Below are 24,754 nucleotides of genomic sequence, written 5' to 3' on the forward strand. Positions count from 1 at the left end.
GTAAAGTTCTCTCCATCAACTTCTTAACCCCTGACGGAGAGTCAACGATGCCTATCATCAACAGCCAAGTTAAACCCTTCAAAGCTGACGCATTCAAAAACGGCGACTTCGTAAAAGTTTCTGACGCCGACCTGAAAGGCAAGTGGTCCGTGGTGTTCTTCTACCCGGCCGACTTCACCTTCGTCTGCCCAACCGAGCTGGAAGACCTGGCTGACAACTACGACGCCTTCCAGAAGCTGGGCGTCGAGATCTACAGCGTTTCCACCGACACCCACTTCGCCCATGCTGCCTGGCACAACACTTCGCCAGCCATCGGCAAGATCCAGTACACCATGATCGGCGACCCGACCCACGCCATCTCCCGCAACTTCGACGTGCTGATCGAAGAAGCTGGCCTGGCTGACCGTGGCACCTTCGTGATCAACCCTGAAGGCCAGATCAAGATCGTTGAACTGAACGACGGCGGTGTAGGCCGTGACGCTTCCGAGCTGCTGCGCAAGATCAAGGCGGCCCAGTACGTCGCTGCTCACCCGGGCCAGGTTTGCCCAGCCAAGTGGAAAGAAGGCGAGGCCACCCTGGCGCCGTCCCTGGACCTGGTCGGCAAGATCTAAGTCTGTGACGCGCTTCATCAGGGCGGACTTCCGCACCTTCTAAGCAAGCTGCACCGCCCAATAAAAACGCCCGGGCGAGATTCGCTCGGGCGTTTTTTCATGTCTGCTCCAAATGAATCAGAAAAAAGGAAATCGCGCGTATGTTGGACGCCAATCTTAAAGCCCAGTTGAAATCGTACCTGGAACGGGTCACCCAACCGATCGAGATCGTTGCCTCCCTCGACGACGGTGCGAAATCCCAGGAAATGCTCGCACTGCTGAAAGACGTTGCCAGTCTTTCCACCCAGATTACCTTGCTCGACAACGGTGATGACGCACGCAAGCCATCGTTCTCGATCAATCGCCCGGGCGCCGATATCAGCCTGCGTTTCGCCGGCATCCCGATGGGTCACGAATTCACATCCCTGGTGCTGGCCTTGCTGCAAGTCGGCGGCCACCCCTCCAAGGCCAGTGTCGAAGTGATCGAACAGATCCGCTCGCTCAAGGGCGAGTTCAGCTTCGAGACTTATTTCTCGCTGTCCTGCCAGAACTGCCCGGACGTGGTCCAGGCGTTGAACCTGATGGCGGTACTCAACCCCAATGTCCGTCACGTCGCCATCGACGGCGCGCTGTTCCAGGCCGAAGTCGATGAGCGCCAGATCATGGCGGTACCGAGCATCTACCTCAACGGCGTGAACTTCGGCCAGGGCCGCATGGGCCTGGAAGAAATCCTCGCCAAGATCGATACCAGCGGCATCGAGCGCCAGGCCGAGAAGCTCAGCGCCAAGGACGCTTTTGACGTGCTGGTGGTCGGCGGTGGCCCGGCCGGTGCTTCGGCGGCGATTTATGCCGCTCGCAAAGGCATTCGTACCGGTGTCGCAGCCGAGCGTTTTGGCGGCCAGGTGCTCGACACCATGGCCATCGAAAACTTCATCTCCGTGCAAGAAACCGAAGGACCGAAACTGGCGGTGGCACTGGAAGAGCACGTCAAGCAGTACGACGTGGACATCATGAACCTGCAACGCGCCGACAAGCTGGTGCCCGGTGTGAATGGCGAGCTGCATGAAGTTCAATTCGCCAGTGGGGCAAAGCTGAAATCCAAGACCGTGATCCTGGCGACCGGCGCGCGCTGGCGCGAAATGAACGTTCCCGGTGAGCAGCAATATCGCAACAAGGGCGTGGCGTACTGCCCGCACTGCGATGGTCCGCTGTTCAAAGGCAAGCGCGTTGCTGTGATTGGCGGCGGCAACTCCGGCGTCGAAGCGGCCATCGACCTGGCGGGTATCGTGTCCCATGTCACGCTGCTGGAGTTTGATGTACAGCTGCGTGCCGATGCGGTGTTGCAGCGTAAGTTGCACAGCCTGCCGAACGTGACCGTGATCACCAATGCGCAAACCACTGAAGTGACGGGCGACGGGCAGAAAGTGAACGGCCTGCGCTACAAGGATCGTCAGACTGACGAACTGCGCAGCGTGGAACTGGAAGGGATCTTCGTGCAGATCGGCCTGTTGCCTAACACCGATTGGCTCAAGGGCACCATCGAATTGTCACCCCGTGGCGAGATCATTGTCGATGCACGCGGTGAGACCTCGGTGCCTGGCATCTTCGCCGCTGGTGACGTGACGACAGTGCCGTACAAGCAGATCGTGATTGCAGTGGGCGAGGGCGCCAAGGCTTCCCTGAGTGCGTTCGACCACTTGATCCGTACCTCCGCCCCGGCGTAATACCGGACGCTGAAAACACAAAACCCCATGAGTGATCATGGGGTTTTTTTGTGTTTCGCTGGTTCCCACGCAGCAGCGTGGGAACGATCATGCGGCTGGCGTTAAAGGGGCGCTGGCTGAATGATTTCGACCCAATACGCTTCCGGGTCCTTGATGAACGCCAGGCGTTTAATGCGGCCGTCATTCAGGCGCTGGGAATGCAGCCCGGGACGCTCCGCGTCCCAAAAGCGTGACGCAGAGCGTCACAGGAGGCGTTACCACGCAGAGCGTGGGAACGATCATGCGGTGAGCGTAAAAGGGCGCTGGTTGAATGATTTCGACCCAATACGCATCCGGGGCCTTGATGAACGCCAGGCGCTTCATGCGGCCGTCATTGATCGTTCCCACGCTCTGCGTGGGAATGCAGCCCGGGACGCTCCGCGTCCCAAAAGCGTGACGCAGAGCGTCACAGGAGGCGTTACCACGCAGAGCGTGGGAACGATCATGCGGGGGGCGTTAAAGGGGCGCAGGCTGAATGATTTCGAMCCAATACGCATCCGGGTCCTTGATCAACGTCAGGCGCTTCATGCGGCCGTCGTTCAGGCGCTAGGAATGCAGCCCGGGACGCTCCGCGTCCCAAAAGCGTGACGCAGAGCGTCACAGGAGGCGTTACCACGCAGAGCGTGGGAACGATCATGCGGCTGGCGTTAAAGGGTCGCTGGCTGAATGATTTCGAACCAATACGCATCCGGGTCCTTGATGAACGCCAGGCTCTTAATGCGGCCGTCGTTGATCGTTACCACGCAGAGCGTGGGAACGATCATGCAGTGGGCGTTAAAGGGGCGCAGGCTGAATGATTTCGACCCAATACGCATCCGGGTCCTTGATGAACGCCAGGCTCTTCATGCGGCCGTCGTTCAGGCGCTTCTGGAAGTCGCAGCCCAGGGCTTCGAAGCGCTCGCAGGCGGCAACGATGTCCGGCACGGAGATGCAGATGTGGCCAAAACCGCGCGGGTCGGTATTGCCGTTGTGATAGGCGAAATCCGCATCGTTCTCGGTGCCGTGGTTATGGGTCAGTTCGAGGATGCCGGGGATCGACTTCATCCACTCCGTACGCGCGGCGGCATCGGCCGGAATCTGGCTCTTGTCCACCAGGGCGAGGAAGTACAGGCTGAACTCCGCTTCCGGAAAATCGCGTTTCTCCACCAGCGAGAAGCCGAGGATGCGCGTGTAGAAGTCCAGGGACTTGGTGATGTCCTTGACCCGCAGCATGGTGTGGTTGAAGACGAATTTCTGGGTGGCGGTGTCGGGCTGTGCGGTCACGCCGGGGAAGGTATTCAGTTCGTGCAGGCTCATGGGCCCTCCGGAAAATAAATGGGGCAAACGAATGACGTCAATGATACGCATCGGTTGCGACATCACCAAACCCAAAGCGTCTGCTATTGCCTGACCGTCGGTCGAGGATCAAACTTCAGGGCTAACTGGCTGGGTGTTGATTGCAATGATTCAATTGTGCAGGTCGTTGATTATCTTGAGTGGCGTGCTTACGGTCATTACCCAGGCCTGCGCCGATGAGCCGGTGGTCACCTGGCCGCCAGGCTGGCAGGTCGAAGACGTTGCCCAGGGAGAGGCGGGTGCCGAAGTCAGTCGCCAGCGTGCGGTCAAGAACGATGCGCAAGGCACGCCGGTGATGGTGATGGAACTGACCATGACCCGGGTGCAAAGCGGTCATCAGGTGAACCTGGAAGGTGTGTTGCTGGAGATGCGCAAATCGGTGCAGACGGACTTTTTCCAGGGTGGCTATCAAAGCGTCTGCAACCGGATTCACTCGGCCACCTTGAGTCGCCTGGCGGCCCTGGAAACCACCTGCACCATCACGCAAAATGGACGACATGTGCTGTCTCAAACATTGGTCGCCGCCGTCGATGCCGATAAGGCCTACGTTCTTTCCTACGCCGGGCAGGCACAGGCTTATAAGGCCAGTCAGAATGAAATAGAGGCTACACGTAACGGCTTGAAACTTTAGTTACAGGTCTCGATAAGCGCCGAATTTCTGCCCGTGCCGAGAGTTTTAGATAGCCAAAAGGATTAAGCACAAAGTTGCCTCGAAAGTAGCGTTTTGATCGACCGATATGCTTGCATTTAGATGCTATGAAATGAAAAAAAGCCCTGCATGTGCAGGGCTTTGTTTTTTCAGTGCGAGGGTTCAGCCACGCAGCCAGGAGTCAACGGTGGCGGCACCGTATTGTTCCTTCCAGGCCTTCAGCCCACGATGGTTGCCACCCTTGGTTTCGATCAGCTCGCCGGTATGCGGGTTCTGATAAACCTTGACCACGCGAGCGCGGCGGGTTTTCGGCGCGGCCTGTTGCAGACCGGATTTTGCCGGGTTCGGGTCGAGGATGGCGATAATGTCGCGCAGGCTCTTGCCGTAGGTTTTCATCAGCCCCTGGAGCTTTTCCTCGAATTCGATTTCTTTCTTGAGCCCGGCATCGTTCTTCAGGGATTCAAGCTGCTTGAGTTGCTCTTGAAGGGCTTTTTCAGCTGCACGAAATTCAGCGAGTCTGGACAATATCTTTACTCCAATAGTGTGTTTGGCTGATACCAACCGCAAACAAAGCTATAAGCCAAGAGCCTTGAAGCGACTCGGTGATAAATGGCTCACCTGCCAATCTAGCGCAGGCATGAAAAATTGTAGTAGTTAATTGATCAAGAGTAAATCATGTCTTTTTCTTCATGTAACAAGAGTTGTGCCTTGATTCTAAGGGGGCGGGCGGTGCGCTGCTAAAGGCCACTAGTTAATGCTCACTTAATGCATTAATGAAGTCTGCCGCAGGCATCGGTCGGCCAAACAGATAACCTTGCAGGTAGTTCACATGGTGGGCTGTGAGGTAGTCGCTTTGCTCAGCGGTTTCCACACCTTCGGCAACCGTGGGCAAATTGAGCTTGGCCGCCAGCTCGATGATGCTGTCCAGAATGTGGCTGGAGAGGGTGTCGACGCCGATCATGGCGACAAAGCTCTGGTCGATTTTCAGGAAATCCACGTTGAACTGGCGCAGGTAGCCCAGGCTCGAGTGGCCGGTACCGAAGTCGTCAATGGCGATCATCACACCCAGCTCATGCAACTGCTCGAACAGTTGATGGGTGATGGCCGTGGGCTCGATCAGCTTGCGTTCGGTCAACTCCAGTACCAGGTGGATGGAGCCGGGGACAAAAGCGCCGAGGAACTGGCGGCAATCCTCGACCAGCGCAAGATCGCGGCAATGATCGGCGGTGATATTGATGCCGATATGAAACGGCTCGACAAAGGTCGCCGAGCGCGGTGCCAGCAGCTTGGCGGTCTGTTGCATGATCGAGCGGGTCATTGGCACGATCAGTCCGCAGTGTTCGGCAAACGGAATGAACAGGTCGGCGCGTACCAGGCCTTCTTTCGGGTGGTTCCAGCGCATCAGCACCTCGATCCCCGTGCATTGTTTACTTTGCGCATCCACCACGGGCTGGAAATAGGGTACGAACTCCGCCGCGTCCAGTGCGCGTTGCATCTCAACGGTCGGGGACGACGAGCGCTTCTGTATGACATGCCCGATAAAGCCGGAAACAACACCGAAGAACACCAACAAGCTGAACAAGGGTGGGTATTCACTGCTCATGTAACGCCACACTTCGCCTTTGGGGAAACCGGCCTGCACACTGAAGGGATAACGCGAAGAAGTCAGCCTGTTCTGCGCGATGGGGAACTCGGGTGGCTCGCCTTCATGAAAACTGCCATCAGCGGACAGCCAGTCAGGGCCTACTTGCAACAGCAGCAGTTTGTGGCGCCCGATCAGGCGCAAGAGATTACTCAGGTGGTAACCGTCCAGCGTACTCATGGCGCCCCGTTTGCCCTCGCTGAGTCGATAAACCAGCAACGCGGTATCGGGCGTGACCGGGTTGCCCTTCATCAACAACAACTGGCCGTCGGCATAGTCTGCGGAGGCAATTTTTTCGTGATAGTCGCCGAACAGGGAACTGCAATAGATCGTGTCGTCCCACAGCAGGTTGGTTGAGCGCACGAATGGACGCTTGGTGACCTGCTCGCGCAACGCCAGGTTGACGTCAATGCAACTTTGGCCAGCCAGCGGCAACAACTCGCGTGCCGCCTGAGCGGTGTTGTCGAGCATCAGTTCGAACTGGCGAAGGGCTTCTTCAGCGGTTTGCTGGCTACTTTGCCGGAGTACACGTTCGGCCTGCATATGAAGGATGGCAAAACCCAGCAGCACCGGGAGCAGTCCACTCAGCAGGGTCACGGCGACCCTCATGCGGCGTTGGCGGGCTTTGGTTTTCAGTGGCATTCGCGAAACCTGTATCAATGAAGTCGGGCTCTCAAATGCTGGCGGGGCGTGATGCCTCCCATGAAGAGTTCAAGTACGACGCAGGATAGTTGGCCCTGGGCACTTATGCCGCTCAAGGTAGCCCGACCCATACCCGTGCAACAAACCCCTTGCACGACGGGAGAAAAAGGGGATTTGATACAGGAGGCGGACAAATTGATTTACGCTGTGTAGAATCAGGTTACGCATACAATAATAATCGTCTTCTGGCAGCAGAAGCCTCGCCCTCAGAGCCTTGGGTCGACAATGAAGATATTCGGGTTCCAATTGATCTACGGTGATTTCCTCGCCCGCAGCGTGCGGGGCATCTCCTGTGCGCCACCCACCGGTCTCAGCATTGCTAGCAACTAACATTCGTTAATTGATACAAATGATGAGGCGCCAACCATGGCAGATTTATACGAAAACCCAATGGGCCTGATGGGCTTTGAGTTCATCGAACTGGCATCGCCAACCCCCAACACCCTGGAGCCGATCTTCGAGATCATGGGCTTTACCAAGGTTGCGACCCACCGCTCCAAAGACGTACACCTGTATCGCCAGGGCGCGATCAACCTGATCCTCAACAACGAACCGCACAGCGTCGCCTCGTATTTCGCCGCCGAGCATGGTCCGTCGGTGTGCGGCATGGCCTTCCGGGTCAAGGATTCGCAAAAGGCCTACAAACGTGCCCTGGAGCTCGGCGCCCAGCCGATCCACATCGAGACCGGCCCGATGGAGCTGAACTTGCCGGCGATCAAGGGCATCGGCGGCGCGCCGCTGTACCTGATCGACCGCTTCGGCGAAGGCAGCTCGATCTACGACATCGATTTCGTGTTCCTGGAGGGCGTTGACCGTCATCCGGTCGGCGCTGGCCTGAAGATCATCGACCACCTGACCCACAACGTGTATCGCGGTCGCATGGCCTATTGGGCGAACTTCTACGAGAAGCTGTTCAACTTCCGTGAAATTCGCTACTTCGACATCAAGGGCGAGTACACCGGCCTGACCTCCAAGGCCATGACCGCGCCTGACGGCATGATCCGCATCCCCTTGAACGAAGAATCGTCCAAGGGCGCCGGGCAGATCGAAGAGTTCCTGATGCAGTTCAACGGCGAGGGCATCCAGCACGTGGCCTTCCTCAGCGATGACCTGATCAAGACCTGGGATCATCTGAAAAGCATCGGCATGCGCTTCATGACCGCGCCGCCGGACACCTACTACGAAATGCTCGAAGGCCGCTTGCCAAACCACGGCGAGCCGGTGGGCGAGTTGCAGGCGCGCGGCATCCTGCTGGACGGTTCGTCCGAGTCGGGCGACAAGCGCCTGCTGCTGCAGATCTTCTCGGAAACCCTGATGGGGCCGGTGTTCTTCGAGTTCATCCAGCGCAAAGGGGATGACGGATTCGGTGAAGGCAACTTCAAGGCGTTGTTCGAGTCGATCGAGCGGGATCAGGTGCGTCGTGGCGTGCTGTCCACTGACTGATTTGTCAGCGCTGTAAAACTGTGGGAGCGGGCTTGCTCGCGAAAGCGGTGCATCAGTCACTGGTAACGTTGACTGATGCACCGCTTTCGCGAGCAAGCCCGCTCCCACATTTGCTTTGTCGGCGCTTAAGGTCGCCGCTGCCGCATCAAATGCTTGAACCCCTCAAACACCAATACCACTACCGCCATCCAGATCGGAATGTAGGTCAGCCATTCCCCAGGCTTGATGCTTTCCCCCAGCAACAACGCCACCCCCAGCAACAGCACCGGCTCGACATAACTCAACAGCCCGAACAGGCTGAACGGCAGCAAGCGACTGGCGATGATGTAGACCACCAGCGCCGAAGCGCTGATCAAGCCCAGCAGGGGAATCAGCCACGCCAATGCCGGGTGCTGGTCGAAGACACCGAAGCCCTGCTCGCCACCGTGCACGAACCCGTACGCGATCGGCAGCATCAGGGTCATGTCCAGCCAGAGCCCGCCGAGGTTATCGGCCTTCAGCCACTTGCGCAGCACGAAGTACAGGGGGTAGCCGATGACCACCACCAGGGTCGCCCAGGAAAATCCGCCGACCTGATACAGCTCGTTGACCACGCCCAGGCTGGCGAAGAACACCGCGACTTTTTGCAGGTAGGACAGACGTTCACCGTAGGCAATACGTCCGGTCAGGACCATGGCCAGCGGCAACAGGAAGTAACCCAGGGACACGTCGAGGCTGTAGCCATTGAGCGGGGCCCACATGAATAGCCAGAGTTGTACGCCCAGCAGCGCCGCTGACAATATCAAGCCGCCGATCAGCTTCGGTTGTGCGCCAATCCTGCGCAGCAGGTCGATGACCCGCCGCCATTCCCCGGACACCAGCATGAACACCGTCATGCAGGGCACGGTCAACAGCATGCGCCAGCCGAAAATCTCCACACCGCTCAACGGCTTGAGCAACGAGGTGTAGTAATACATGACGGCAAACAACACAGAGGCTGAAACCGATAAAGCGATACCTTTTGACAAGCTGTCCTCGCGAGGTTGTACATAAAACGGGCTGCGGAGGATACGTGGTTTTTGTGCTGAATATTGGCCGGATGATCAATATTTACAACATTGCGTCATGCGGCTTACGGCCGGACACGAAATGGCTCACATCATTGAAACCCGGCGTCGACGCATGCCCCGGCGTCACCAGGGAATCGATAAATGCTTCATCCTCTGCGGTAATCTTCACCGCCTGCGCCTTGGTGTAGGCGTCCCACTGTGCTTCGGTGCGCGGCCCGACGATGGCCGAGGTCACGGCGCTGTTGTTCAGCACCCAGGCGATCGCAAATTCGACGATGCCCACACCGCGTTCCTGGGTGTATTGCTGGATCTGCTGGGCGATGCGCAAGGACTCCACGCGCCATTCGGTTTCCAGGATGCGTTTGTCCGCACGTCCCGCGCGGCTGTTGGCGTCGGGCTTCACGTCCGGCGCATATTTGCCACTGAGCACACCGCGGGCCAGAGGGCTGTAAGGCACCACACCGAGGCCATAATTTTGCGCGGCGGTGATCTGCTCGGTTTCAGCCTGGCGGTTGACGATGTTGTACAGCGGCTGGCTGATCACCGGCCGGTCGACACCGAGCATGTCGGCCACGCGAATCACCTCGGCGATGCGCCAGCCACGATAGTTCGACAGCCCCCAATAGCGGATCTTGCCCTGGCGAATCAGATCGCCAATCGCCGACACCGTGACCGCAAGCGGCGTGTTGTGGTCTTCGCGGTGCAGGTAATAGATGTCGAGATAGTCGGTACCCAGGCGCGTCAGGCTGGCGTCGATGCCATTGAATACATGCTTGCGGCTCAAGCCGCTGCGGTTCGGCACACCGTCGGCCGGGCCGAAACCGACCTTGGTCGCCAGCACCCATTCGTGGCGGTTGCCGGCGATCGCTTCACCGACGATTTCTTCCGAGCGCCCGCCTGTGTAGACGTCGGCGGTGTCGATGAAATTGATGCCCTGGTCCCAGGCCTTGTCGATGATTCGCAGGGAATCTTCGGTGCTGGTCTGTTCGCCGAACATCATGGTGCCCAGGGTCAGGGTGGACACCTGCAAACCCGATTGACCCAGCGTGCGGTAGCTCATGAGGAAATCCTTTTGCCGGTTGGAAAGGCTCTCAATCAAATACCAGAACGGCGGCGTGGGGCAACCTGAAATATCAAATATCCCGAATCAAAATTGTGGGAGCGCGCCTGCTCGCGATTGCGCACAGACAATCAACGCCGATGCGGGACTTATCGTCTCTGTCTCGGGTTTTGTGAGAATGAACAATATTCCTCCATGCCACTTGTGCAACAGACCGGCGTTATTGTTTATATCGGCTGACAGCATGAGCGCATTGGAACTGGAGAACTCGTATGAAAATCGTCATTGCCCCCGATTCGTTCAAGGACAGCCTCAGTGCTCAAGACGTAGCGGACGCGATTGCACGCGGTCTGGCTGAAGTTTGGCCCGATGCACAGTTGATCAGATGCCCGATGGCCGACGGCGGTGAGGGCACCGTCGCGGCGGTGCTCGCGGCTTGCGGTGGCGAACGGCACCAGGCCGAGGTGTGCGGACCACTGGGCGAAACGGTCACTGCGACGTGGGGCTGGTTGCCCGACAGCCACACCGCAATCATCGAAATGGCCGAAGCCAGCGGGTTGCAATCGCTTCCGGTCGAGCGCCGCGATGCCTGCATCAGCAGCACCTTTGGCACCGGTGAACTGATTCGTGCAGCACTCAATGCCGGAGCGCAGCGGGTGATTCTGGCGATTGGCGGCAGCGCCACCAACGACGGCGGCGCCGGGGCCATGCAAGCCTTGGGCGTGAGGCTTCTCGACGCGCAGGGCCAGGCACTTGAACCCGGCGGCCTGGCACTGGCGCAACTGGCCCGCATCGATCTCGACGGCATCGATCCGCGTCTGGCCACGGTGCGTTTCGACATCGCCGCCGACGTCGACAATCCACTGTGTGGCCCCCACGGTGCGTCGGCGGTTTTCGGTCCGCAAAAAGGTGCAACGCCTGCGCAGGTGGAGCAACTGGATCGGGCCCTCGGGCACTTTGCCGATCACTGCGCGAAGGTCTTGAACAAAGACATGCGCGACGAAGCGGGCAGTGGTGCGGCAGGCGGGTTGGGGTTTGCCGCCAAGGCGTTTCTAGGCGCGCAATTCCAGTCCGGGGTGGACGTGGTGGCGGAACTGGTGGGCTTGGCAGAGCAGATCGAAAATGCCGATCTGGTGATCACCGGTGAAGGCCGTTTCGACGCACAAACCTTGCGTGGAAAAACACCGTTTGGCGTCGCAAGGATTGCCAGGCAACGCGGTGTGCCAGTGATCGTTATCGCCGGTACCTTGGGTGAGGACTATCAACAACTGTATGGCCATGGCGTCGATGCCGCGTTTGCCCTGGCGAGCGGGCCGATGTCGCTGGAACAGGCCTGCGCCCAAGCGCCGCGCTTGTTGCAAGAGCGGGCGACAGACATCGCCCGGGTCTGGCGGATGGCCGCCCGCACGGCCTCAAGCACGTTGAGAAAGTAGGAGTGGGTATGGCGACCACTCAGGCGGGTCGACTTGATCCCGCACCCGCTTCGCCGTGATCTCCGCCAGCATGATGCTGTTGGAAATGTCCAGCAGGGCGTTGCGCGATCCACCGTCCAGCAGATCCACCAAGTGATGGACCATCACATCGACCGAGGCCAGCGTCTCGACCAGGTAAACATCAAGGTTTCGGTCGCGGCCTCGGGGTCGACGGTAAAAAATAAGTGCAGGCAACGAAATGACCTGACTGTCAGGTATGCAAATGCCGCACAAGCCGGCGGATTCTGCGTAACCGTAGGTAATGACGCAAGGTCTTGTAGCTTTCATGAAGTAATCCTGAGCGTTTTTAAACAAGCGCTCTACGGCGATGTTGAAAGCGCGATTGCAGCTGACGGAGGCAGCGTATTTCAGTGCTGGTCAGGCATCCTGTACAAACGGCCACCTGTCAACTCTGACAGTATCGCGAATCAAGAAACTTCTGCTTAATCCGCCCAAGGCCTCAGTGGCCTCGCAGAGCGAAGGCAAGTGTGTCGTCGTGCCCGACTGTATCGATCTGCCAGACAGAATTGAACGCCATTGCGTTCGCAATGGCTCAATCGATACGAATGGGAGAGCGATAACATGGCGAGTGACGGCAGAAAACAACCCCTCCCTGCGTGGAGTCAACGAGTATCGGGTCGTGCTGACGCCGATCCGTTTCCATCCCCGGACGTGAGTGCAGTCACATTGCCGGGTAATCCGGCAGGACTGTTTTCCCGAGCGTCCCTTGACGCAGGGATAGCCTTGAAGGTCCCGGCCTGGAGCACCATTCCAACTGATCCAGTGGAAAAAGAATACATTCGTGTCCAGCTCGCGCGTCCTGGCGCTTCGAGCTACGAAACTGTTGACGAGGTAGAGTTCATCCCTGGCACGACCCAACTTCCGCTCGCGGTCACGATCCCTTCCACGTGGTTATTGCAAGACGCAAATGAAGGGCCATTCAACCTGAGGTATCAGCAAGAGAATTACCTCGGAACAATCAGTAACTCCGACGACGTTCTTGTTTTCGTCGACAAGGTTCCTCCTAACGGCACCGCTGCGCCTGACAAGTTGACGTTTGCATTTACTCCCCCAATTGTCGATGCCACTCTCACGGGGACCGACCTGGAAGCTGTTGTTCCTGATTGGACCGGTTCAGCTGAAGGCGACCAGGTTGCCTTCACCGTGGTGGCAGACACGCTACCAGAGGACCCCAATGACATCGTGCCCATCGACGTGGTCACGTTGGCGGCTGACCGAAAGATCAAGTTTCCGGTCGCGCTGTTAAAAGACTTGCCCGACGGTAACTACTGCTTTGGCTATGTCATTGTGGACAAGGCTGGTAATCGAAGTCGTATCTCTATTTACGATTTGATTCCGTTGGCACTCGGTACGTTTCCACCGGCCCCATATCCCCCAATCACCGTCCCCGAGCATGAAGATGACGGCAAAGTAGACCGGGCAGACGCCTTGCAGGGGGTTTATGCCGAGTTTTCAAGAATTCTGCATGCCAAGCCAACGGACAAGATAGCGATCATTTGGGGGGCGAAGGAACTTCCTTACCGGACACCCGTGGGTGCCAATCCTCCGAGCCGGATGAGCATTTCGGTCATTTGGGATCATATGCGGGACGAGTACGGGCAGGCGACAGTTCCTGTCGATACCGACGTAGAGTACAAGCTGTATCGCGGTTCGGTGGAGTTGGGGGGAGCGTCCACCAAGGTAGTGGTTGATTTTTCGCATACTGGCCCGGAGAACCCCAAGCCTGAACCGGGCAACCCAAATCTTCACCCATTGGATGTGTACGGTGAGGATGGCGAGGCCAACGACACGCCCAACAAGTTGATAGCGAGCGATGAGAACAAGCCAGTCGTAGCCAGGATCAAACTCTACGATCCTCTCACCGATGGGGATGCTCTGCAGGTGTACTGGAACGGAACACCTATCGGTAGTCCTTTTCCGATCGACATCGCCAGTCATACACCTGGTGACGAAATCGATATTGATCTGGATTGGGACGTGATCAGGAAGGAAGGGAATCATGCGCAAATGCCGGTGACCTACACCCTCACCAACCCCGATTTCGCCAACCCCCAGGAGCCTGAGGAACCCACCAAAGTTGAAATCACGTTCCTCAGCGTGACGTTGCCATTGGCGATCCCACAGGATCTCGTCAATGGCAGGCTGACTTGCCGCTCATTACATTTTGAAGGAACAGAAATTGGTTTCCGGTACCTGATTCCTCCAAGTGACTACCTGAAAGAAGGTATGACAGTGAAGCTTGAGTGGAAGGCTTCACATACCTATGCAACCCCGGTCGAAGTTGGAGCAGCCGGAAAAAATACGACCTATGGGCCGATTACGGCGGACGAGGCCCTTAACGGCTTCCTCTGGTTTATCGAGCCTTATGCCACTCACATTCTGCCGACATGGGCCAGTGCGACCAACCAGATAGGCAAGGGTGAAGTCCGCTACACGCTGGACGTTGGTGGCGTCCCGGTGCCTTCCGCTTTTTCGGATACGCAAGTGGGGCTGACTCAAGGGGCCGGTACCTGCGATCTGACTCCTCCCACCCCCTGAAAGCTAAAGCAGACAGCAGCAGGTGCCCCATGGCGCCTGCCGCTTTGAGCTGCGAGTGGTGCTTGGATCATTTGCAGGATTAGTCCTACATGAGTCTAAGGAATTGCCTGCATATCAATAGGAGTGTTCTGGATATTCTGCGGCCCCTTTTGTAGGAGGGCTCGTCACTATTAATCAGGATGAGCCTGCCTTTTCGTCATCCAGATCCAATGGAGTAGGTCATGTCCGCCAGCCAGTTGTTTATGTTGAGCCCTCTGTCACGTGTTTTGCGACTTTTACCCTTAGTGCCGCTTTTAATCATCAGCGAACAAGCCCATGCCATCCGTTTTATCGATGGCAGTCTGGAGCCCGAGGCATCAATCGACGGGACAACGAAGCTGGACAAATACAGTGTATTCAACGGCGCCACCCTGAATGCCGTTGGCGCGCAAACACTGGACATCTCGGTGGAACGATCGACCTTGAACCTGACCGGCACCAACGTACAGGGCATTGCCGCCAACGGTATACATCTGGACAGCAGTAAAGCAACGATCATCGGCAGCAACATTTCCAGTGACAGGGTCGGCCTGGTCCTGAGTCACGATGCGGCGAACACCACGGGCTCCACCGCCAACGTGAGCGGCAAAAGCACTCTCACCGGCGAGCGAAATGGCGCAACTGTCAACGGCTTGAGCACGTTGAATTTGAACGACAGCACGGTAACCGGTACCACGCTGGCAGGCATCCGTATGTTCGACGGCACCGTGAACGCTACCGACAGCAATATTGTGGGCGGAACCGTTGGCATTCAGGTCAACGCCGACCCTGGCGTTGCGGCACCTAACACGCTCAACTTGAGTGGTACCCAGGTCACAGGGCGGAACGGCTCGGCGATTCTGGTCGACAATGCTCAAGCCAATATTGCCGTACTGAACAATTCAACGCTGGTCGCCAGCAACGATGTGCTGATGCAAGTCGCTAATGGCGGCGAAGGCAATCTCCGAGTAGACAGCAGTCATCTGACCGGCAATATCGTCGCCGACGGTACCAGCACCGCTAACGTAACCCTGGAAAACTCCGCATCCCTGACCGGTCGCTTGGAAAATGTTCAGAACCTGGGCATTAACAGCAGTGCCAAATGGGTGATGGTAGGTGATGGCAGTGTCGAGCATCTCACGCTGAACGGCGGTGGTATCCAGTTCGGTAAGCCATCATGAGCCAGTTGTTCGTGTTCGACGGACTGGACAACCTGACGGCTGTGGTGACGGCCTTTTCAGGTGGCAGCAACAGGGCGACTTACAAATACAGCACGCAAGACCCGGCTCAACTGGTCAGTGTGACCAACACTCATGAGTGTTATCCGCCGGAGATCAACCTGATGTACAACCTGGACGGCCATCTTATCTCCGACGAAGTCGGGCGCACGCTCGAGTACGACGCCCTCGGCCGGTTGACCGACGTCAGTGGCTTGCCGGGTGAAACGCCTAGTCACTATCGCTACGATCCGCTGAACACGGTGGTGGGGCAGGACGACGAGCAACGCTACTACCAGGATGGCGAACTGGCCACGCGTATTCAGGGTGAGCAACGCAACACGGTCATGCGTGCAAACGGGAACGCGCTCGCCGAGCGTCAGGAAGGTGCTGACCCAAAGTACCTGATGCTGGCCAGCGATCACAAAAATAGCGTGTTGTGCGAGATGAGCCAGGCGGGGCGCAAGGGCATTGCTTACACCGCGTATGGTGAAGCGATGGTGAGTGGTTCTTTGGGGTACAACGGGGAAGCCCGTGAATCCCAGACTGGCCGGTATTTGCTGGGCAATGGTTATCGGGCGTATAACCCGGTTTTGATGAGGTTTCATAGTCCGGATAGTTTGAGTCCGTTTGAGGAGGGCGGGCTTAATTCGTATATGTATTGTGAGGGGAATCCGGTGGATTTTGTGGATCCGAGTGGAAACCGCTCCTTTTTTGCTTGGCTTAGAGATAAGCTTCTCTCAAAGAGCCCGAAACCGATTCCCAAGAGTGCACCGAAACCGACTTCCAAAAGTGCACCGAATACGGCTACTTTAGTCAGTAGTCCCGCCAAGAGTAGTAAACATGAATCGAAACCTACGTTCGATAATCGGGGCTTCAACGAATTACCAAAATGGCCGACGATTTGGAAACTAGGGGGAAGTCAGGGTCAGCCGGGTCGTACGATGGTTGAAAGGATGCCATCGTCAACCGGGCAGGGCAGTAACCTTCTAGGGGGATTCAATGGGCGCGATGACGTGGAATTTACTTCATCCAGGTCACCCAGAGCCAATATTTCGAAGCCGTCACCGAAAAGGCGAGCAAAGACTCAAGATCCGAAGGCAGCCCGCACAGAAAAGACCGTCCAGCAGTTACGAGATGAGAAATGGGCGGCTAATCAAAAAATCGAGGATATAAGAAGAATAGAAGGCAGAAAGCAGTAGAGCTTTGATCACTGCCATGAACAAGTTTCAATCTGTTCATGGCAGTGGGTTTACTCCGCCTGACCAACGATGATCCAACTCAAGGCAACTGAATCAACCCCATCTCCAACGCTTTCAACACCGCCGACCCTCGCGAACTGACGCCGAATTTGCGACGAATATTAGAGAAGTGGTAGTTCACCCCCGCCTCGGTGCAATTGAAAATCCGACCGATTTCCCAGGAGGATTTGCCAGCGGCGCTCCACTGCAGCACTTCTTTTTCTCTGGCGGTCAGTGTGATGACTGCTGCTCCTTCGGACTCCCGATGATGCAAATGGACGTGAGCAGGTGAAGTCGGAATTTGGGCTGATTGGGGACGATACATAACGGGCTCTCCCTTTTATCGTCAATGATCGCGTGGGTCAGACGCAAGAAGTCGAGTTATTTATATCGCGGATGGACAATCCGGGAACCTGTCACAAATGACAGGTGAGTGGCTCCAATACAGATAACCACTTGAAATACCTCCATTAAATCCTGGAAAAAATCTCCAATCCCGTTTGCCACTCATCATTCACCGGGCCTGTGCCAGGGTGGCGCGCGGCACGATTTGAGATAGTGTTGACTCAGGACCTCGCGCGACTGGAGAAATACATGCGCTATTCAGGCTTGACCCAACGCATCGCCGGTGAAGGCGCCGCGGCCTGGCAGATTCACAATCGCGCACTGGAGCTGCGCGAACAGGGCGTCGACATACTGCTGCTGTCGGTCGGCGACCCGGACTTCGATACACCCAAACCCATTGTTCAGGCGGCCGTCGACAGTTTGCTGGCCGGCGACACCCATTATTCGCAAGTGCGGGGTAGTCGGGGCTTGCGCGACAGCATTGCCCTGCGTCATCGGCGTCGAAGCGGCCAGGTGGTGGATGCCGACCACGTGATCGTGATGCCCGGCGCGCAATGCGCAGTGTATTCGGTCGCGCAGTGCCTGCTCGATCCAGGGGACGAAGTGCTCGTCGCCGAGCCGATGTACGTGACCTATGAAGGGGTGTTTGGCGCTTGCGGGGCGACGGTGGTGCCGGTGCCGGTGCGTCCGGAGAACGGCTTTCGGGTCGATCCGGCGGACGTGGCGGCCCGCATCACCCCCAAGACCCGCGCGCTCATGCTTAACAGCCCGAACAACCCCTCCGGTGCCAGTTTGTCGCTGATGATCTGGCAGGAACTGGCGTTGCTGTGTCTGCGTCACGACCTGTGGCTGATCAGCGATGAGGTCTACGGCGATCTGCTGTACGAAGGCGAACACATCAGCCCGGCGAGTCTGCCGGGCATGGCCGAGCGCACCGCGACCATCGACAGCCTGTCCAAATCCCACGCCATGACCGGTTGGCGAGTGGGGTGGGTGATCGGGCCAAAACGCTTGAACGATCATCTGGAGCATCTCTCGTTGAGCATGCTGTTTGGCATTCCGGAGTTCGTGCAAAAGGCTGCGCAACTGGCGCTTGAGAAAGACCTGCCGGAGGTTGCGTTGATGCGCGAAGAGTATCGCCAGCGTCGCGACCTGGTGTGTGCGAGCCTCAGGCACTGCCCGGGTATCCGGGCCATTCGGCCGGATGGCGGGATGTTCGTGATGGTCGACGTGCGCCAGACCGGGTTGACCGCCCAGCATTTCGCCGAGCGGTTGCTGGAAGGGTATGGGGTGTCGGTGCTGGCGGGGGAGGCGTTTGGGCCGAGTGCGGCGGGGCATATCCGCATCGGCCTGGTGGTGGACCAGCGCAAGCTGGCGGACGCCTGTAGGCGCATAGCGCTGTGTGCGATGGACCTACTGGAAGCGCGGCGAGCCTGAGAAATGTTCCGTGTTTGTGCTGGCCCCTGCGCTTGCAAGCCCGCTCCCGCAAGGGATCTGTGAACGCCACAGATCTCGTGTGGGAGCGGGCTTGCTCGCGAAGGCTGCCTGACAGGCGCCAATTATGTCAGCCCCTCCACGCCGCGCGATTCACCAGGTTCTTCGGACGTTCACCCGCCAGCGCCCCCAGCAGATTGTCCACAGCACACCGGGCCATGGCCTCCCGCGTTTCATGGGTCGCCGAGCCCATGTGTGGCGTGGCCACCACGTTGTTCATCTGCAACAACGGCGAGTCGAGGTTCATTGGTTCGCGTTCGAACACATCCAGCCCCGCCGCACGAATCTGTCCGGCACGCAGTGCCTCGATCAGCGCCGCTTCGTCGACTACTTTGCCCCGGGAGATGTTGATGAAGAAGGTTTCGGGACGCATCTGCGCAAACTGATCCGCGCCGATCAGGCCTTCGGTTTCGGCAGTCAATGGCAAGGTCAAACAGACGAAATCGGCTTGCTGCAACAGGTCCGGCAGGCTGCGGTATTGCGCGTTGAACCGCTGCTCCACCGCTGGTTTCGGCGAGTGGCTGTGGTAGATCACCGGCATGCCAAAGCCGAAGTGACCGCGCTGGGCCAGTGCCTCACCGATGCGCCCCATGCCGATGATGCCCAGGGTCTTGCCGTGCACATCGCTGCCGAAATGAGCGGGACCGATGTTGCGGGTCCATTGCCCGGCACGAACCATGTTGGCCAGTTCCACCACACGCCGCGCAGTCGCCAGGATTAGCGCAAAACCCGTATCGGCAGTGGTTTCGGTCAGCACGTCCGGCGTGTTGCTGAGCAGGATGCGCCGTTCGGTCAGGTAGTCGATGTCGTAGTTGTCGACACCCACCGAGACGCTGGCGATGGCTTCCAGGTTCGGCGCCAGGTCCAGCAGTCCGGCGTCCAGCTTGAGGCTGGCCCCCAGCAAGCCGTGCGCGCGGGGCAGGGCCTCGCGCAGACGGGCCAGGCCTTCGGCGTCGAGGCTTTCGATCAGCGTCACGTCGGCCTGCTCGTGCAAGCGGGCCATCAGCAGCGGCGAGAGTTTTTTGTACAGAACAACCTGCTTTTTCATTGTCGTCATCCAATCAGGAATGGGCAGCGGTGCGCGTCATGGCGACCGTGGGACGCTCCCGGTCGCTGGCGCCGGGCTTGAGGAAAATCGTCAGCACGACCGAGAGCATCAACGCACCGCTCATCAATAGATAAGAGGCGCCCGGCGAACCGGTGGAGCTGTTCAGGTAGCCGACCAGATAAGAGCCGCCGAACGAACCCAGCGCGCCCATGCTGTTGATCAGCGCCATGGCGCCACCGGCTACGTTGGCCGGGAGGATTTCCGGAATGATGGCGAAGAAAGGGCCGTACGGCGCGTACATGCAGGCGCCGGCGATCACCAGCAAGGTGTAGGACCACCAGAAATGCTCGGCGCCCAGGGCGTAGGATCCATAAAACGCAAACGAGGCGATCAGCAGAGGCGGCCAGACGAAGCGCTTGCGTTTTTGCAGTTTGTCCGAGCCCCAGGACACCAGCAGCATGCCGATCACCGCCGCCAGGTAGGGCAGCGCCGACAACCAGCCGGCCTCGACCATGTCCATTTGCGCGCCAGCCTTGAGGATCGATGGCAGCCACAGCACGAAGCCATAGACACCGATGCTCCAGCAGAAAAACTGCAGGGCCAGGATGATCACTTTCGGTGAGCGGAAGGCTTCGGCGTAGTTCTTCACGGCCTTGATGCCGACCTGTTCGGCGGCCAGCGCGCTTTCCAGGTCTTGTTTTTCCTGGTCGTTGAGCCACTTGGCCTGGGACGGGCGATCATCGGCCAGGCGCCACCAGATAAATGCCCAAAGTACGGCCGGCAAGCCTTCGACGATGAACATCCAGCGCCAGCTGTAATGCTGCACCAGGTAGCCCGAGACCACCGACATCCACAGCATGGTCACCGGGTTGCCGAGGATCAGGAAGGTGTTGGCCCGTGAGCGTTCGGCACGGGTGAACCAGTGACACAGGTAGATCAGCATCGCCGGCATCACCGCGGCTTCGACCACGCCGAGCATGAAGCGGATGACGATCAGCCAGTAGGCGTTGGAGACGATCCCGGTCAGGGTCGCCAGGCTGCCCCAGAGGATCAGGCTGACGAAAATCAGTTTCTTCACACTGTGCTTCTGCGCGTAGATCGCCCCCGGCACCTGGAAGAAAAAATAACCGAGGAAGAACAGTGCGCCGAGCATCGACGACAGGCCCGGGGTGATCATCAGGTCGGCGGCCATGCCGGAGGCGGCGGCGAAGCCGTAGTTGGCCCGATCCAGATACGCCAGGCTGTAGGTGATGAACACGATGGGCATGATGTACCACCAGCGGCGGGTGGCGAGCGTTGCGGTTTTCATGGTGATGCTCCTGAGCTTGTTGTTTTTGTCGCAGCAGGTAACGGATGGATCTTCAGTGACTGTTCGGGCCCGTTCGCGAGCGGGCCCACATTGGATTTAGGTCCGACACAAATTCCCTGTGGGAGCGAGCCTACTCGCGAAGGCGGTCTCAAATTCGGCGGACATTTCGGCTCGGCTCGGCAACCCCTCCATATCCCCTCGGCTCTGCACCGCCCGGCTGCCAATCCAGTTGGCGCGCTGCACGGCGTCGGCAAAGCTGTGGTTTTCCAGGAGGGCGCTGATCATGCCGACGGCAAAACCATCGCCTGCACCGACGGTGTCGACCACCGTCTGCACCGGTACGCCGGCGACGAAACCTTGATCGAGGTGTGTGCGGTAGTAGGCGCCATGAGGGCCGAGCTTGATCGCCACGGCTTCGGCGCCCTGGTCGAGATAGAACGCGGCGATGTCGGCCGGGTCTTCGAAACCGGTCAACAGCCGACCTTCGCTCAGCCCCGGCAGCACCCAGTGGGCGAGGGCGGCGAGGCGGTTGATTTCGCTGATCATCTGCCGCTCGCTGGCCCACAGGCTCGGGCGCAGGTTCGGATCGAACGACACGCTGCGCCCGGCCTGGCGCATGCGGCTCATCAGCTCGAACGACATCTGCCGCGCGGTTTCCGATAGCGCCGGAGGAATGCCGGTGGCGTGCAGGTGCCGGGCCTTGAGCAATTCAGGCACGATCGAATGGGGCGAGAGGTGACTGGCCGCCGAGCCGCGCCGAAAGTATTCGACCGCCGGGTCGCTGCCGTCTTCAGTGCGGGACTTGAGTTGGAAACCGGTGGGATGCGCGGCGTCGATGTCGACGTGGCGGCAATCCAGGCCTTCCTGCTCAAGCGTGTCGATGACGAACCGACCCAGCGAATCGGCACCAACCCGACTCAGCCATGCCACCTTGAACCCGAGCCGCGACAAGCCGATGGCGACGTTGCTGTCGGCTCCTGCGATACGTTTGTGAAAAGCGCCGACGCTGGCCAGCTCGCCGGCCTGTTCGGCGACGAACATCGCCATGGTTTCACCGAACGACAGAATATCGATCTCAGACATGAGCACTCTCCACTCGCGATTGGCCCAAGTGGGCGAGGGCCGTGACATGTTCGGTGGTCAGTTGCACCAGGTCGTCGCCCTGCAACGGATATTCCGCTGCCCGCATAACGCCTTGGGCCATGTGCCGCAGCAGCTGTTCCCACTGATGCAGGTCGCTGGCGGCCGGTGCAATCGCGACCAGTTTGCCGTCGACGCGGCGCGTCACCGCTTTGCAGTGCACGTAGCCGACATGCCGACCGAGCAAGCGCGCGGCACTGGCAGGTGACTGGTCCTGCCAGTGCCAGTTGCCGATGTCGAAGGTCATCTTGATCGGCAGTTTGTGCTGTTCGACTTCATTGAAAAAACGCTGGAAGGGTTCGATGCGGCCGCCGTGCAGGGTCTGGTCGTTCTCGACCAAGAGCTGTACCGGGCTCTGCGCCAGTGTGCGGGCCAAGGCCACAAGGTCGCTGTTGTCGGTGAAGTAACCCAGGGACACCTTCAGCCATTTGGCCCCGAATGCCTGGGCCCGTTGCAGCGCAATGAGCAGTTCTGGATTGGGTTTGGACTGGCCGGCGAGCCACAGCTCCATTGGCGAGGAATACACGCTTTCAAGACCCCTGGCATGAGTGGCATCGGCCAGTTGGGCGGGGTCCTCGACGGTCAGCAGCTCTTCGCGCCATTCAATGCGCGAGGCGCCGGCGGTGGCCAGTATCTCGATGAAACTGCCCTGGCCGCGCTGGCGCACAAGGTCGGCGCCGTAGCTGGACAGGCTGATGGAAACGGCGGGTTTATTCATTGTTATTTACCTCTGAAACCGGTTTCATTTTTGTTCAAAAAAAATGGCTGTAATTGTTGTGGTGCTCTTGAGGGCCCCTTCGCGGGCAAGCCTCGCTCCTACAGAATTCACGTCATTTCAAAATGTGCGCATGACGTGTAGGAGCGAGGCTTGCCCGCGAAGGCGTCCTCACGCTGAAACACGCCGTGTTGTCGACCCCCGCACCACCAACCGCGCCGAAAAATCCAGCGTCCGCACCGGCCCGTCCTCCCCACGCAGCCGCTTGAGCAAACACTCAAACGCACTCGCGCCAATCTCGCGGGTCGGCTGAGCGAGGGCGGTGATGCCAGTGCCCACCAGCGGGTACCAATCCAGGTCATCAAGGGCAATCAGGCCGACGTCTTCGAACAGGTCGCACTGCAGTTCACGCAGCGCATGGGTGCTGGCCAGCGCAGCAATCCCGTTCGCGCAAAACAGCGCTTTCGGGCCGGGGCCGGACGTGTCGAGGAAGGATTTCAGATGTGCCGTCAGCGCGCTGCCCGTTTCAATGATTGCGCCCCGAAGCGTGGGCCGCTGCGCGATCTGCGCCTTGAAACTGCTGACCCGTTCGATCCGCGAACTGGTGCCATCAAAGGGCTCGGTCACCAGCATCACATCACGGTAGCCGCGTGCTTGCAGATGGGCCAGGGCCATCTCGACGGCAGCAGGGTTGTCCAGTCCGACCATGTCGCTTTCAAGCTGCTCGACCTTGCGATCCACCAGCACCAGGGGCATTTCCCGGTGCAGCTCAAGCAGTTCGTCACGATGATGGCCAAGGGTGTTCACGATCAGGCCTTCGATGTTGTACGAGCGCAGCAGGGCCAGGTGCTGGCGTTCCTGCTCGTCGTCGCGGTCGGTGTTGCACACCACCAGGCTGTAGCCGTGCTGACGGCAGGCGGTTTCCACGCCGTGCATCACGGCAATCGAATAAGGGTTGCGGATGTCGGCCACCAGCATGCCGATCAGGCGCGTGCGACCGCGTTTGAGGCCGCGAGCCATCTGGTTCGGGCGGTAGCCGAGTTCGGCAATCGCCTGCTCGATGCGCTGGGCAATGGCATCGGAAAGCAGGGCGCGGTCCTCGCCAATGAACCGCGAGACGCTGGCCTTGGACACCTTGGCGTGTTCGGCCACGTCGAGCATGGTCACGCGGCTGCGCTGGGCGGCGGAAAAATCGTTCACGGTCTGAAACCTTCTTATTGGATTTATAAGGTCAAGTGCCTGGCACTGAAACCGGTTTCAGAAGACACCAAAAACCCATCTGCCGTCAAGTCCCTGTGATGATTCAGACCGACGGGTGGCGTCTAAGCCAGCACGCTCAACCACGCCGAAACCAACAGCAACAGGGCCATGCAGCGATTGAAGCGCTGCATCGCTCGCGGCGAACGTAGCCACCGCGCAGAACTCGCGCCAAGCACTGCCCAGACGCCCAGGCACGGCAGGGAAATCAGGAAAAACGCCAGCGACAGCCACGCCACGTGAGCCAGGCGTTGTTCGCCCACATCGGCAAACACACTGACGACTGCCAGCGCCATCATCCAGGTTTTTGGGTTGACCAGTTGCAGGCTGGCGGCGCCTGTCAATCCCAGTCGCGCCTTGGTGGTTTGAGCGGTAAGGGCGGTGGCCGGGGCGCTGAAAATCTGCCACGCAAGGTAACTCAACCAGGCCACGCCAACCCACTGCATCGCGGTTTGCAGCATGGGCAACGCGATCAGTGACGAACCGGCACCCGTGCCAACCGCAAGCACCACCAGTGCTGCGCTGGCGCAGGCGCCAAAGATGATCGGGACGGCAGCGCTCAATCCATAGCGGGCGCTGTTGCTCAACAGCAGAATATTGGTCGGACCGGGCGTGATGGACGCCACGAATGCAAACAGCAAGAACGGTAAGAACGTCGGGAAAGAGGAGAGCATCGCAGGTAAATTCCGGAGAAGATCGTTGAGGT

The 24,754-nt window shown here is 58.8% G+C and carries 21 protein-coding genes and 4 pseudogenes; 9 read left to right on the forward strand and 16 right to left on the reverse strand.

Annotated features, from left to right (window positions below; all coding sequences use genetic code 11):
* Positions 1 to 47 precede the first annotated feature (47 nt).
* On the forward strand, positions 48 to 611 hold the full coding sequence (gene ahpC, locus BKX96_RS07710) for an alkyl hydroperoxide reductase subunit C (protein WP_007975937.1): 564 nt from the start codon (positions 48 to 50) through the stop codon (positions 609 to 611).
* A 140-nt stretch (positions 612 to 751) separates the two neighbouring features.
* On the forward strand, positions 752 to 2,314 hold the full coding sequence (ahpF, locus tag BKX96_RS07715; protein WP_077183277.1) for an alkyl hydroperoxide reductase subunit F: 1,563 nt from the start codon (positions 752 to 754) through the stop codon (positions 2,312 to 2,314).
* A 101-nt stretch (positions 2,315 to 2,415) separates the two neighbouring features.
* Here ahpF and BKX96_RS32095 read toward each other — a convergent pair.
* The 4 genes and pseudogenes from BKX96_RS32095 to gloA all read right to left on the reverse strand — a co-directional run.
* A pseudogene (locus tag BKX96_RS32095) lies at positions 2,416 to 2,508 on the reverse strand (lactoylglutathione lyase); the annotation flags it as partial.
* Positions 2,509 to 2,611: 103 nt separating this feature from the next.
* Positions 2,612 to 2,692: pseudogene (locus tag BKX96_RS32100) on the reverse strand (lactoylglutathione lyase); the annotation flags it as partial.
* A 308-nt stretch (positions 2,693 to 3,000) separates the two neighbouring features.
* A pseudogene (locus BKX96_RS32110) lies at positions 3,001 to 3,087 on the reverse strand (lactoylglutathione lyase); the annotation flags it as partial.
* A 40-nt stretch (positions 3,088 to 3,127) separates the two neighbouring features.
* Complete coding sequence (gene gloA / locus BKX96_RS07725) at positions 3,128 to 3,649, reverse strand: lactoylglutathione lyase (protein WP_046820069.1); 522 nt, start codon at positions 3,647 to 3,649, stop codon at positions 3,128 to 3,130.
* Between the two features lie 145 nt (positions 3,650 to 3,794).
* Between gloA and BKX96_RS07730 the strand changes: the two genes are divergently transcribed.
* On the forward strand, positions 3,795 to 4,319 hold the full coding sequence (locus tag BKX96_RS07730) for a DUF4946 domain-containing protein (RefSeq protein WP_077183279.1): 525 nt from the start codon (positions 3,795 to 3,797) through the stop codon (positions 4,317 to 4,319).
* Positions 4,320 to 4,499: 180 nt separating this feature from the next.
* Here BKX96_RS07730 and BKX96_RS07735 read toward each other — a convergent pair whose 3' ends face one another.
* A complete protein-coding gene (locus BKX96_RS07735; RefSeq protein WP_008065377.1) occupies positions 4,500 to 4,862 on the reverse strand; it encodes a histone-like nucleoid-structuring protein, MvaT/MvaU family in 363 nt (120 codons plus the stop codon).
* A gap of 226 nt (positions 4,863 to 5,088) precedes the next feature.
* Positions 5,089 to 6,621, reverse strand: a complete 1,533-nt coding sequence (locus tag BKX96_RS07740; protein WP_046820066.1) for an EAL domain-containing protein — start codon at positions 6,619 to 6,621, stop codon at positions 5,089 to 5,091.
* Positions 6,622 to 7,047: 426 nt separating this feature from the next.
* Here BKX96_RS07740 and hppD point away from each other — a divergent pair, with 426 nt between their 5' ends.
* Positions 7,048 to 8,124 (forward strand): 4-hydroxyphenylpyruvate dioxygenase, encoded by a 1,077-nt coding sequence (gene hppD / locus BKX96_RS07745; protein ID WP_046820065.1) that lies wholly within the window; start codon positions 7,048 to 7,050, stop codon positions 8,122 to 8,124.
* Positions 8,125 to 8,249: 125 nt separating this feature from the next.
* Here the strand turns inward: hppD and rarD are convergent, their stop codons facing one another.
* Together rarD and BKX96_RS07755 are read right to left on the reverse strand one after the other, a co-directional pair.
* On the reverse strand, positions 8,250 to 9,131 hold the full coding sequence (gene rarD, locus BKX96_RS07750) for an EamA family transporter RarD (protein WP_077183280.1): 882 nt from the start codon (positions 9,129 to 9,131) through the stop codon (positions 8,250 to 8,252).
* An 82-nt stretch (positions 9,132 to 9,213) separates the two neighbouring features.
* Positions 9,214 to 10,233 (reverse strand): aldo/keto reductase, encoded by a 1,020-nt coding sequence (locus BKX96_RS07755; protein ID WP_077183281.1) that lies wholly within the window; start codon positions 10,231 to 10,233, stop codon positions 9,214 to 9,216.
* 272 nt (positions 10,234 to 10,505) lie between these two features.
* Here BKX96_RS07755 and BKX96_RS07760 point away from each other — a divergent pair, with 272 nt between their 5' ends.
* Positions 10,506 to 11,666 (forward strand): glycerate kinase, encoded by a 1,161-nt coding sequence (locus BKX96_RS07760; protein WP_077183282.1) that lies wholly within the window; start codon positions 10,506 to 10,508, stop codon positions 11,664 to 11,666.
* Here BKX96_RS07760 and BKX96_RS07765 read toward each other — a convergent pair.
* Positions 11,646 to 11,884, reverse strand: a pseudogene (locus tag BKX96_RS07765) (DUF6124 family protein); the annotation flags it as partial. The gene BKX96_RS07760 and the pseudogene BKX96_RS07765 overlap by 21 nt on opposite strands.
* 403 nt (positions 11,885 to 12,287) lie before the next feature.
* Between BKX96_RS07765 and BKX96_RS07770 the strand changes: the two are divergent.
* The 3 genes from BKX96_RS07770 (at position 12,288) to BKX96_RS07780 (ending at position 16,701) form a co-directional block, all read left to right on the forward strand.
* Positions 12,288 to 14,264, forward strand: coding sequence for a hypothetical protein (locus BKX96_RS07770; RefSeq protein WP_077183283.1), 1,977 nt, complete (start codon positions 12,288 to 12,290; stop codon positions 14,262 to 14,264).
* A 221-nt stretch (positions 14,265 to 14,485) separates the two neighbouring features.
* Positions 14,486 to 15,463 (forward strand): right-handed parallel beta-helix repeat-containing protein, encoded by a 978-nt coding sequence (locus BKX96_RS07775; protein WP_077183284.1) that lies wholly within the window; start codon positions 14,486 to 14,488, stop codon positions 15,461 to 15,463.
* Complete coding sequence (locus BKX96_RS07780; protein WP_077183285.1) at positions 15,460 to 16,701, forward strand: RHS repeat-associated core domain-containing protein; 1,242 nt, start codon at positions 15,460 to 15,462, stop codon at positions 16,699 to 16,701. Before BKX96_RS07775 ends, BKX96_RS07780 begins: the two co-directional genes overlap by 4 nt.
* Positions 16,702 to 16,780: 79 nt before the next feature.
* Here the strand turns inward: BKX96_RS07780 and BKX96_RS07785 are convergent, their stop codons facing one another.
* Positions 16,781 to 17,065: a response regulator transcription factor gene (locus BKX96_RS07785; protein WP_077183286.1), complete on the reverse strand. Its 285-nt coding sequence runs from the start codon at positions 17,063 to 17,065 to the stop codon at positions 16,781 to 16,783.
* A 269-nt stretch (positions 17,066 to 17,334) separates the two neighbouring features.
* On the opposite strand from BKX96_RS07785, the gene BKX96_RS07790 reads away from it, so the two are divergent.
* Positions 17,335 to 18,522: a pyridoxal phosphate-dependent aminotransferase gene (locus BKX96_RS07790; protein ID WP_046820060.1), complete on the forward strand. Its 1,188-nt coding sequence runs from the start codon at positions 17,335 to 17,337 to the stop codon at positions 18,520 to 18,522.
* A 127-nt stretch (positions 18,523 to 18,649) separates the two neighbouring features.
* Here the strand turns inward: BKX96_RS07790 and BKX96_RS07795 are convergent, their stop codons facing one another.
* From BKX96_RS07795 to BKX96_RS07820, 6 genes are all read right to left on the reverse strand, one after another.
* The gene (locus BKX96_RS07795) at positions 18,650 to 19,627 is read right to left on the reverse strand and encodes an NAD(P)-dependent oxidoreductase (protein ID WP_077183287.1); all 978 of its coding nucleotides are present in this window, start codon (positions 19,625 to 19,627) and stop codon (positions 18,650 to 18,652) included.
* Between the two features lie 13 nt (positions 19,628 to 19,640).
* Complete coding sequence (locus BKX96_RS07800) at positions 19,641 to 20,936, reverse strand: MFS transporter (RefSeq protein ID WP_077183288.1); 1,296 nt, start codon at positions 20,934 to 20,936, stop codon at positions 19,641 to 19,643.
* A gap of 96 nt (positions 20,937 to 21,032) precedes the next feature.
* Complete coding sequence (locus tag BKX96_RS07805; RefSeq protein ID WP_077183289.1) at positions 21,033 to 22,019, reverse strand: sugar kinase; 987 nt, start codon at positions 22,017 to 22,019, stop codon at positions 21,033 to 21,035.
* Positions 22,012 to 22,794 (reverse strand): sugar phosphate isomerase/epimerase family protein, encoded by a 783-nt coding sequence (locus tag BKX96_RS07810; protein ID WP_077183290.1) that lies wholly within the window; start codon positions 22,792 to 22,794, stop codon positions 22,012 to 22,014. The genes BKX96_RS07805 and BKX96_RS07810 overlap by 8 nt, the downstream gene beginning before the upstream one ends.
* Before the next feature lie 168 nt (positions 22,795 to 22,962).
* Positions 22,963 to 23,991 carry a LacI family DNA-binding transcriptional regulator gene (locus BKX96_RS07815; RefSeq protein ID WP_046820055.1) on the reverse strand — a complete coding sequence of 343 codons (1,029 nt, stop codon included), beginning with the start codon at positions 23,989 to 23,991 and terminating at the stop codon, positions 22,963 to 22,965.
* 122 nt (positions 23,992 to 24,113) lie between these two features.
* Positions 24,114 to 24,722, reverse strand: coding sequence for a LysE family translocator (locus BKX96_RS07820; RefSeq protein WP_046820054.1), 609 nt, complete (start codon positions 24,720 to 24,722; stop codon positions 24,114 to 24,116).
* Positions 24,723 to 24,754: the final 32 nt, after the last annotated feature.

The sequence above is a fragment of the Pseudomonas putida genome, assembly GCF_001976065.1.
GTDB lineage: Bacteria > Pseudomonadota > Gammaproteobacteria > Pseudomonadales > Pseudomonadaceae > Aquipseudomonas > Aquipseudomonas serbica.

Bases quoted from the DNA above. Each gene is read 5' to 3' on its own strand.
- BKX96_RS07820 (WP_046820054.1), bottom strand. From the start codon at position 24,722: ATGCTCTCCTCTTTCCCGACGTTCTTACCGTTCTTGCTGTTTGCATTC.
- BKX96_RS07790 (WP_046820060.1), top strand. From the start codon at position 17,335: ATGCGCTATTCAGGCTTGACCCAACGCATCGCCGGTGAAGGCGCCGCG.
- BKX96_RS07800 (WP_077183288.1), bottom strand. From the start codon at position 20,936: ATGAAAACCGCAACGCTCGCCACCCGCCGCTGGTGGTACATCATGCCC.
- BKX96_RS07760 (WP_077183282.1), top strand. From the start codon at position 10,506: ATGAAAATCGTCATTGCCCCCGATTCGTTCAAGGACAGCCTCAGTGCT.
- ahpF (WP_077183277.1), top strand. From the start codon at position 752: ATGTTGGACGCCAATCTTAAAGCCCAGTTGAAATCGTACCTGGAACGG.
- BKX96_RS07740 (WP_046820066.1), bottom strand. From the start codon at position 6,621: ATGCCACTGAAAACCAAAGCCCGCCAACGCCGCATGAGGGTCGCCGTG.
- BKX96_RS07805 (WP_077183289.1), bottom strand. From the start codon at position 22,019: ATGTCTGAGATCGATATTCTGTCGTTCGGTGAAACCATGGCGATGTTC.
- BKX96_RS07795 (WP_077183287.1), bottom strand. From the start codon at position 19,627: ATGAAAAAGCAGGTTGTTCTGTACAAAAAACTCTCGCCGCTGCTGATG.
- BKX96_RS07810 (WP_077183290.1), bottom strand. From the start codon at position 22,794: ATGAATAAACCCGCCGTTTCCATCAGCCTGTCCAGCTACGGCGCCGAC.
- BKX96_RS07785 (WP_077183286.1), bottom strand. From the start codon at position 17,065: ATGTATCGTCCCCAATCAGCCCAAATTCCGACTTCACCTGCTCACGTC.
- hppD (WP_046820065.1), top strand. From the start codon at position 7,048: ATGGCAGATTTATACGAAAACCCAATGGGCCTGATGGGCTTTGAGTTC.
- ahpC (WP_007975937.1), top strand. From the start codon at position 48: ATGCCTATCATCAACAGCCAAGTTAAACCCTTCAAAGCTGACGCATTC.
- gloA (WP_046820069.1), bottom strand. From the start codon at position 3,649: ATGAGCCTGCACGAACTGAATACCTTCCCCGGCGTGACCGCACAGCCC.
- BKX96_RS07730 (WP_077183279.1), top strand. From the start codon at position 3,795: ATGATTCAATTGTGCAGGTCGTTGATTATCTTGAGTGGCGTGCTTACG.
- BKX96_RS07775 (WP_077183284.1), top strand. From the start codon at position 14,486: ATGTCCGCCAGCCAGTTGTTTATGTTGAGCCCTCTGTCACGTGTTTTG.
- BKX96_RS07770 (WP_077183283.1), top strand. From the start codon at position 12,288: ATGGCGAGTGACGGCAGAAAACAACCCCTCCCTGCGTGGAGTCAACGA.
- BKX96_RS07755 (WP_077183281.1), bottom strand. From the start codon at position 10,233: ATGAGCTACCGCACGCTGGGTCAATCGGGTTTGCAGGTGTCCACCCTG.
- BKX96_RS07780 (WP_077183285.1), top strand. From the start codon at position 15,460: ATGAGCCAGTTGTTCGTGTTCGACGGACTGGACAACCTGACGGCTGTG.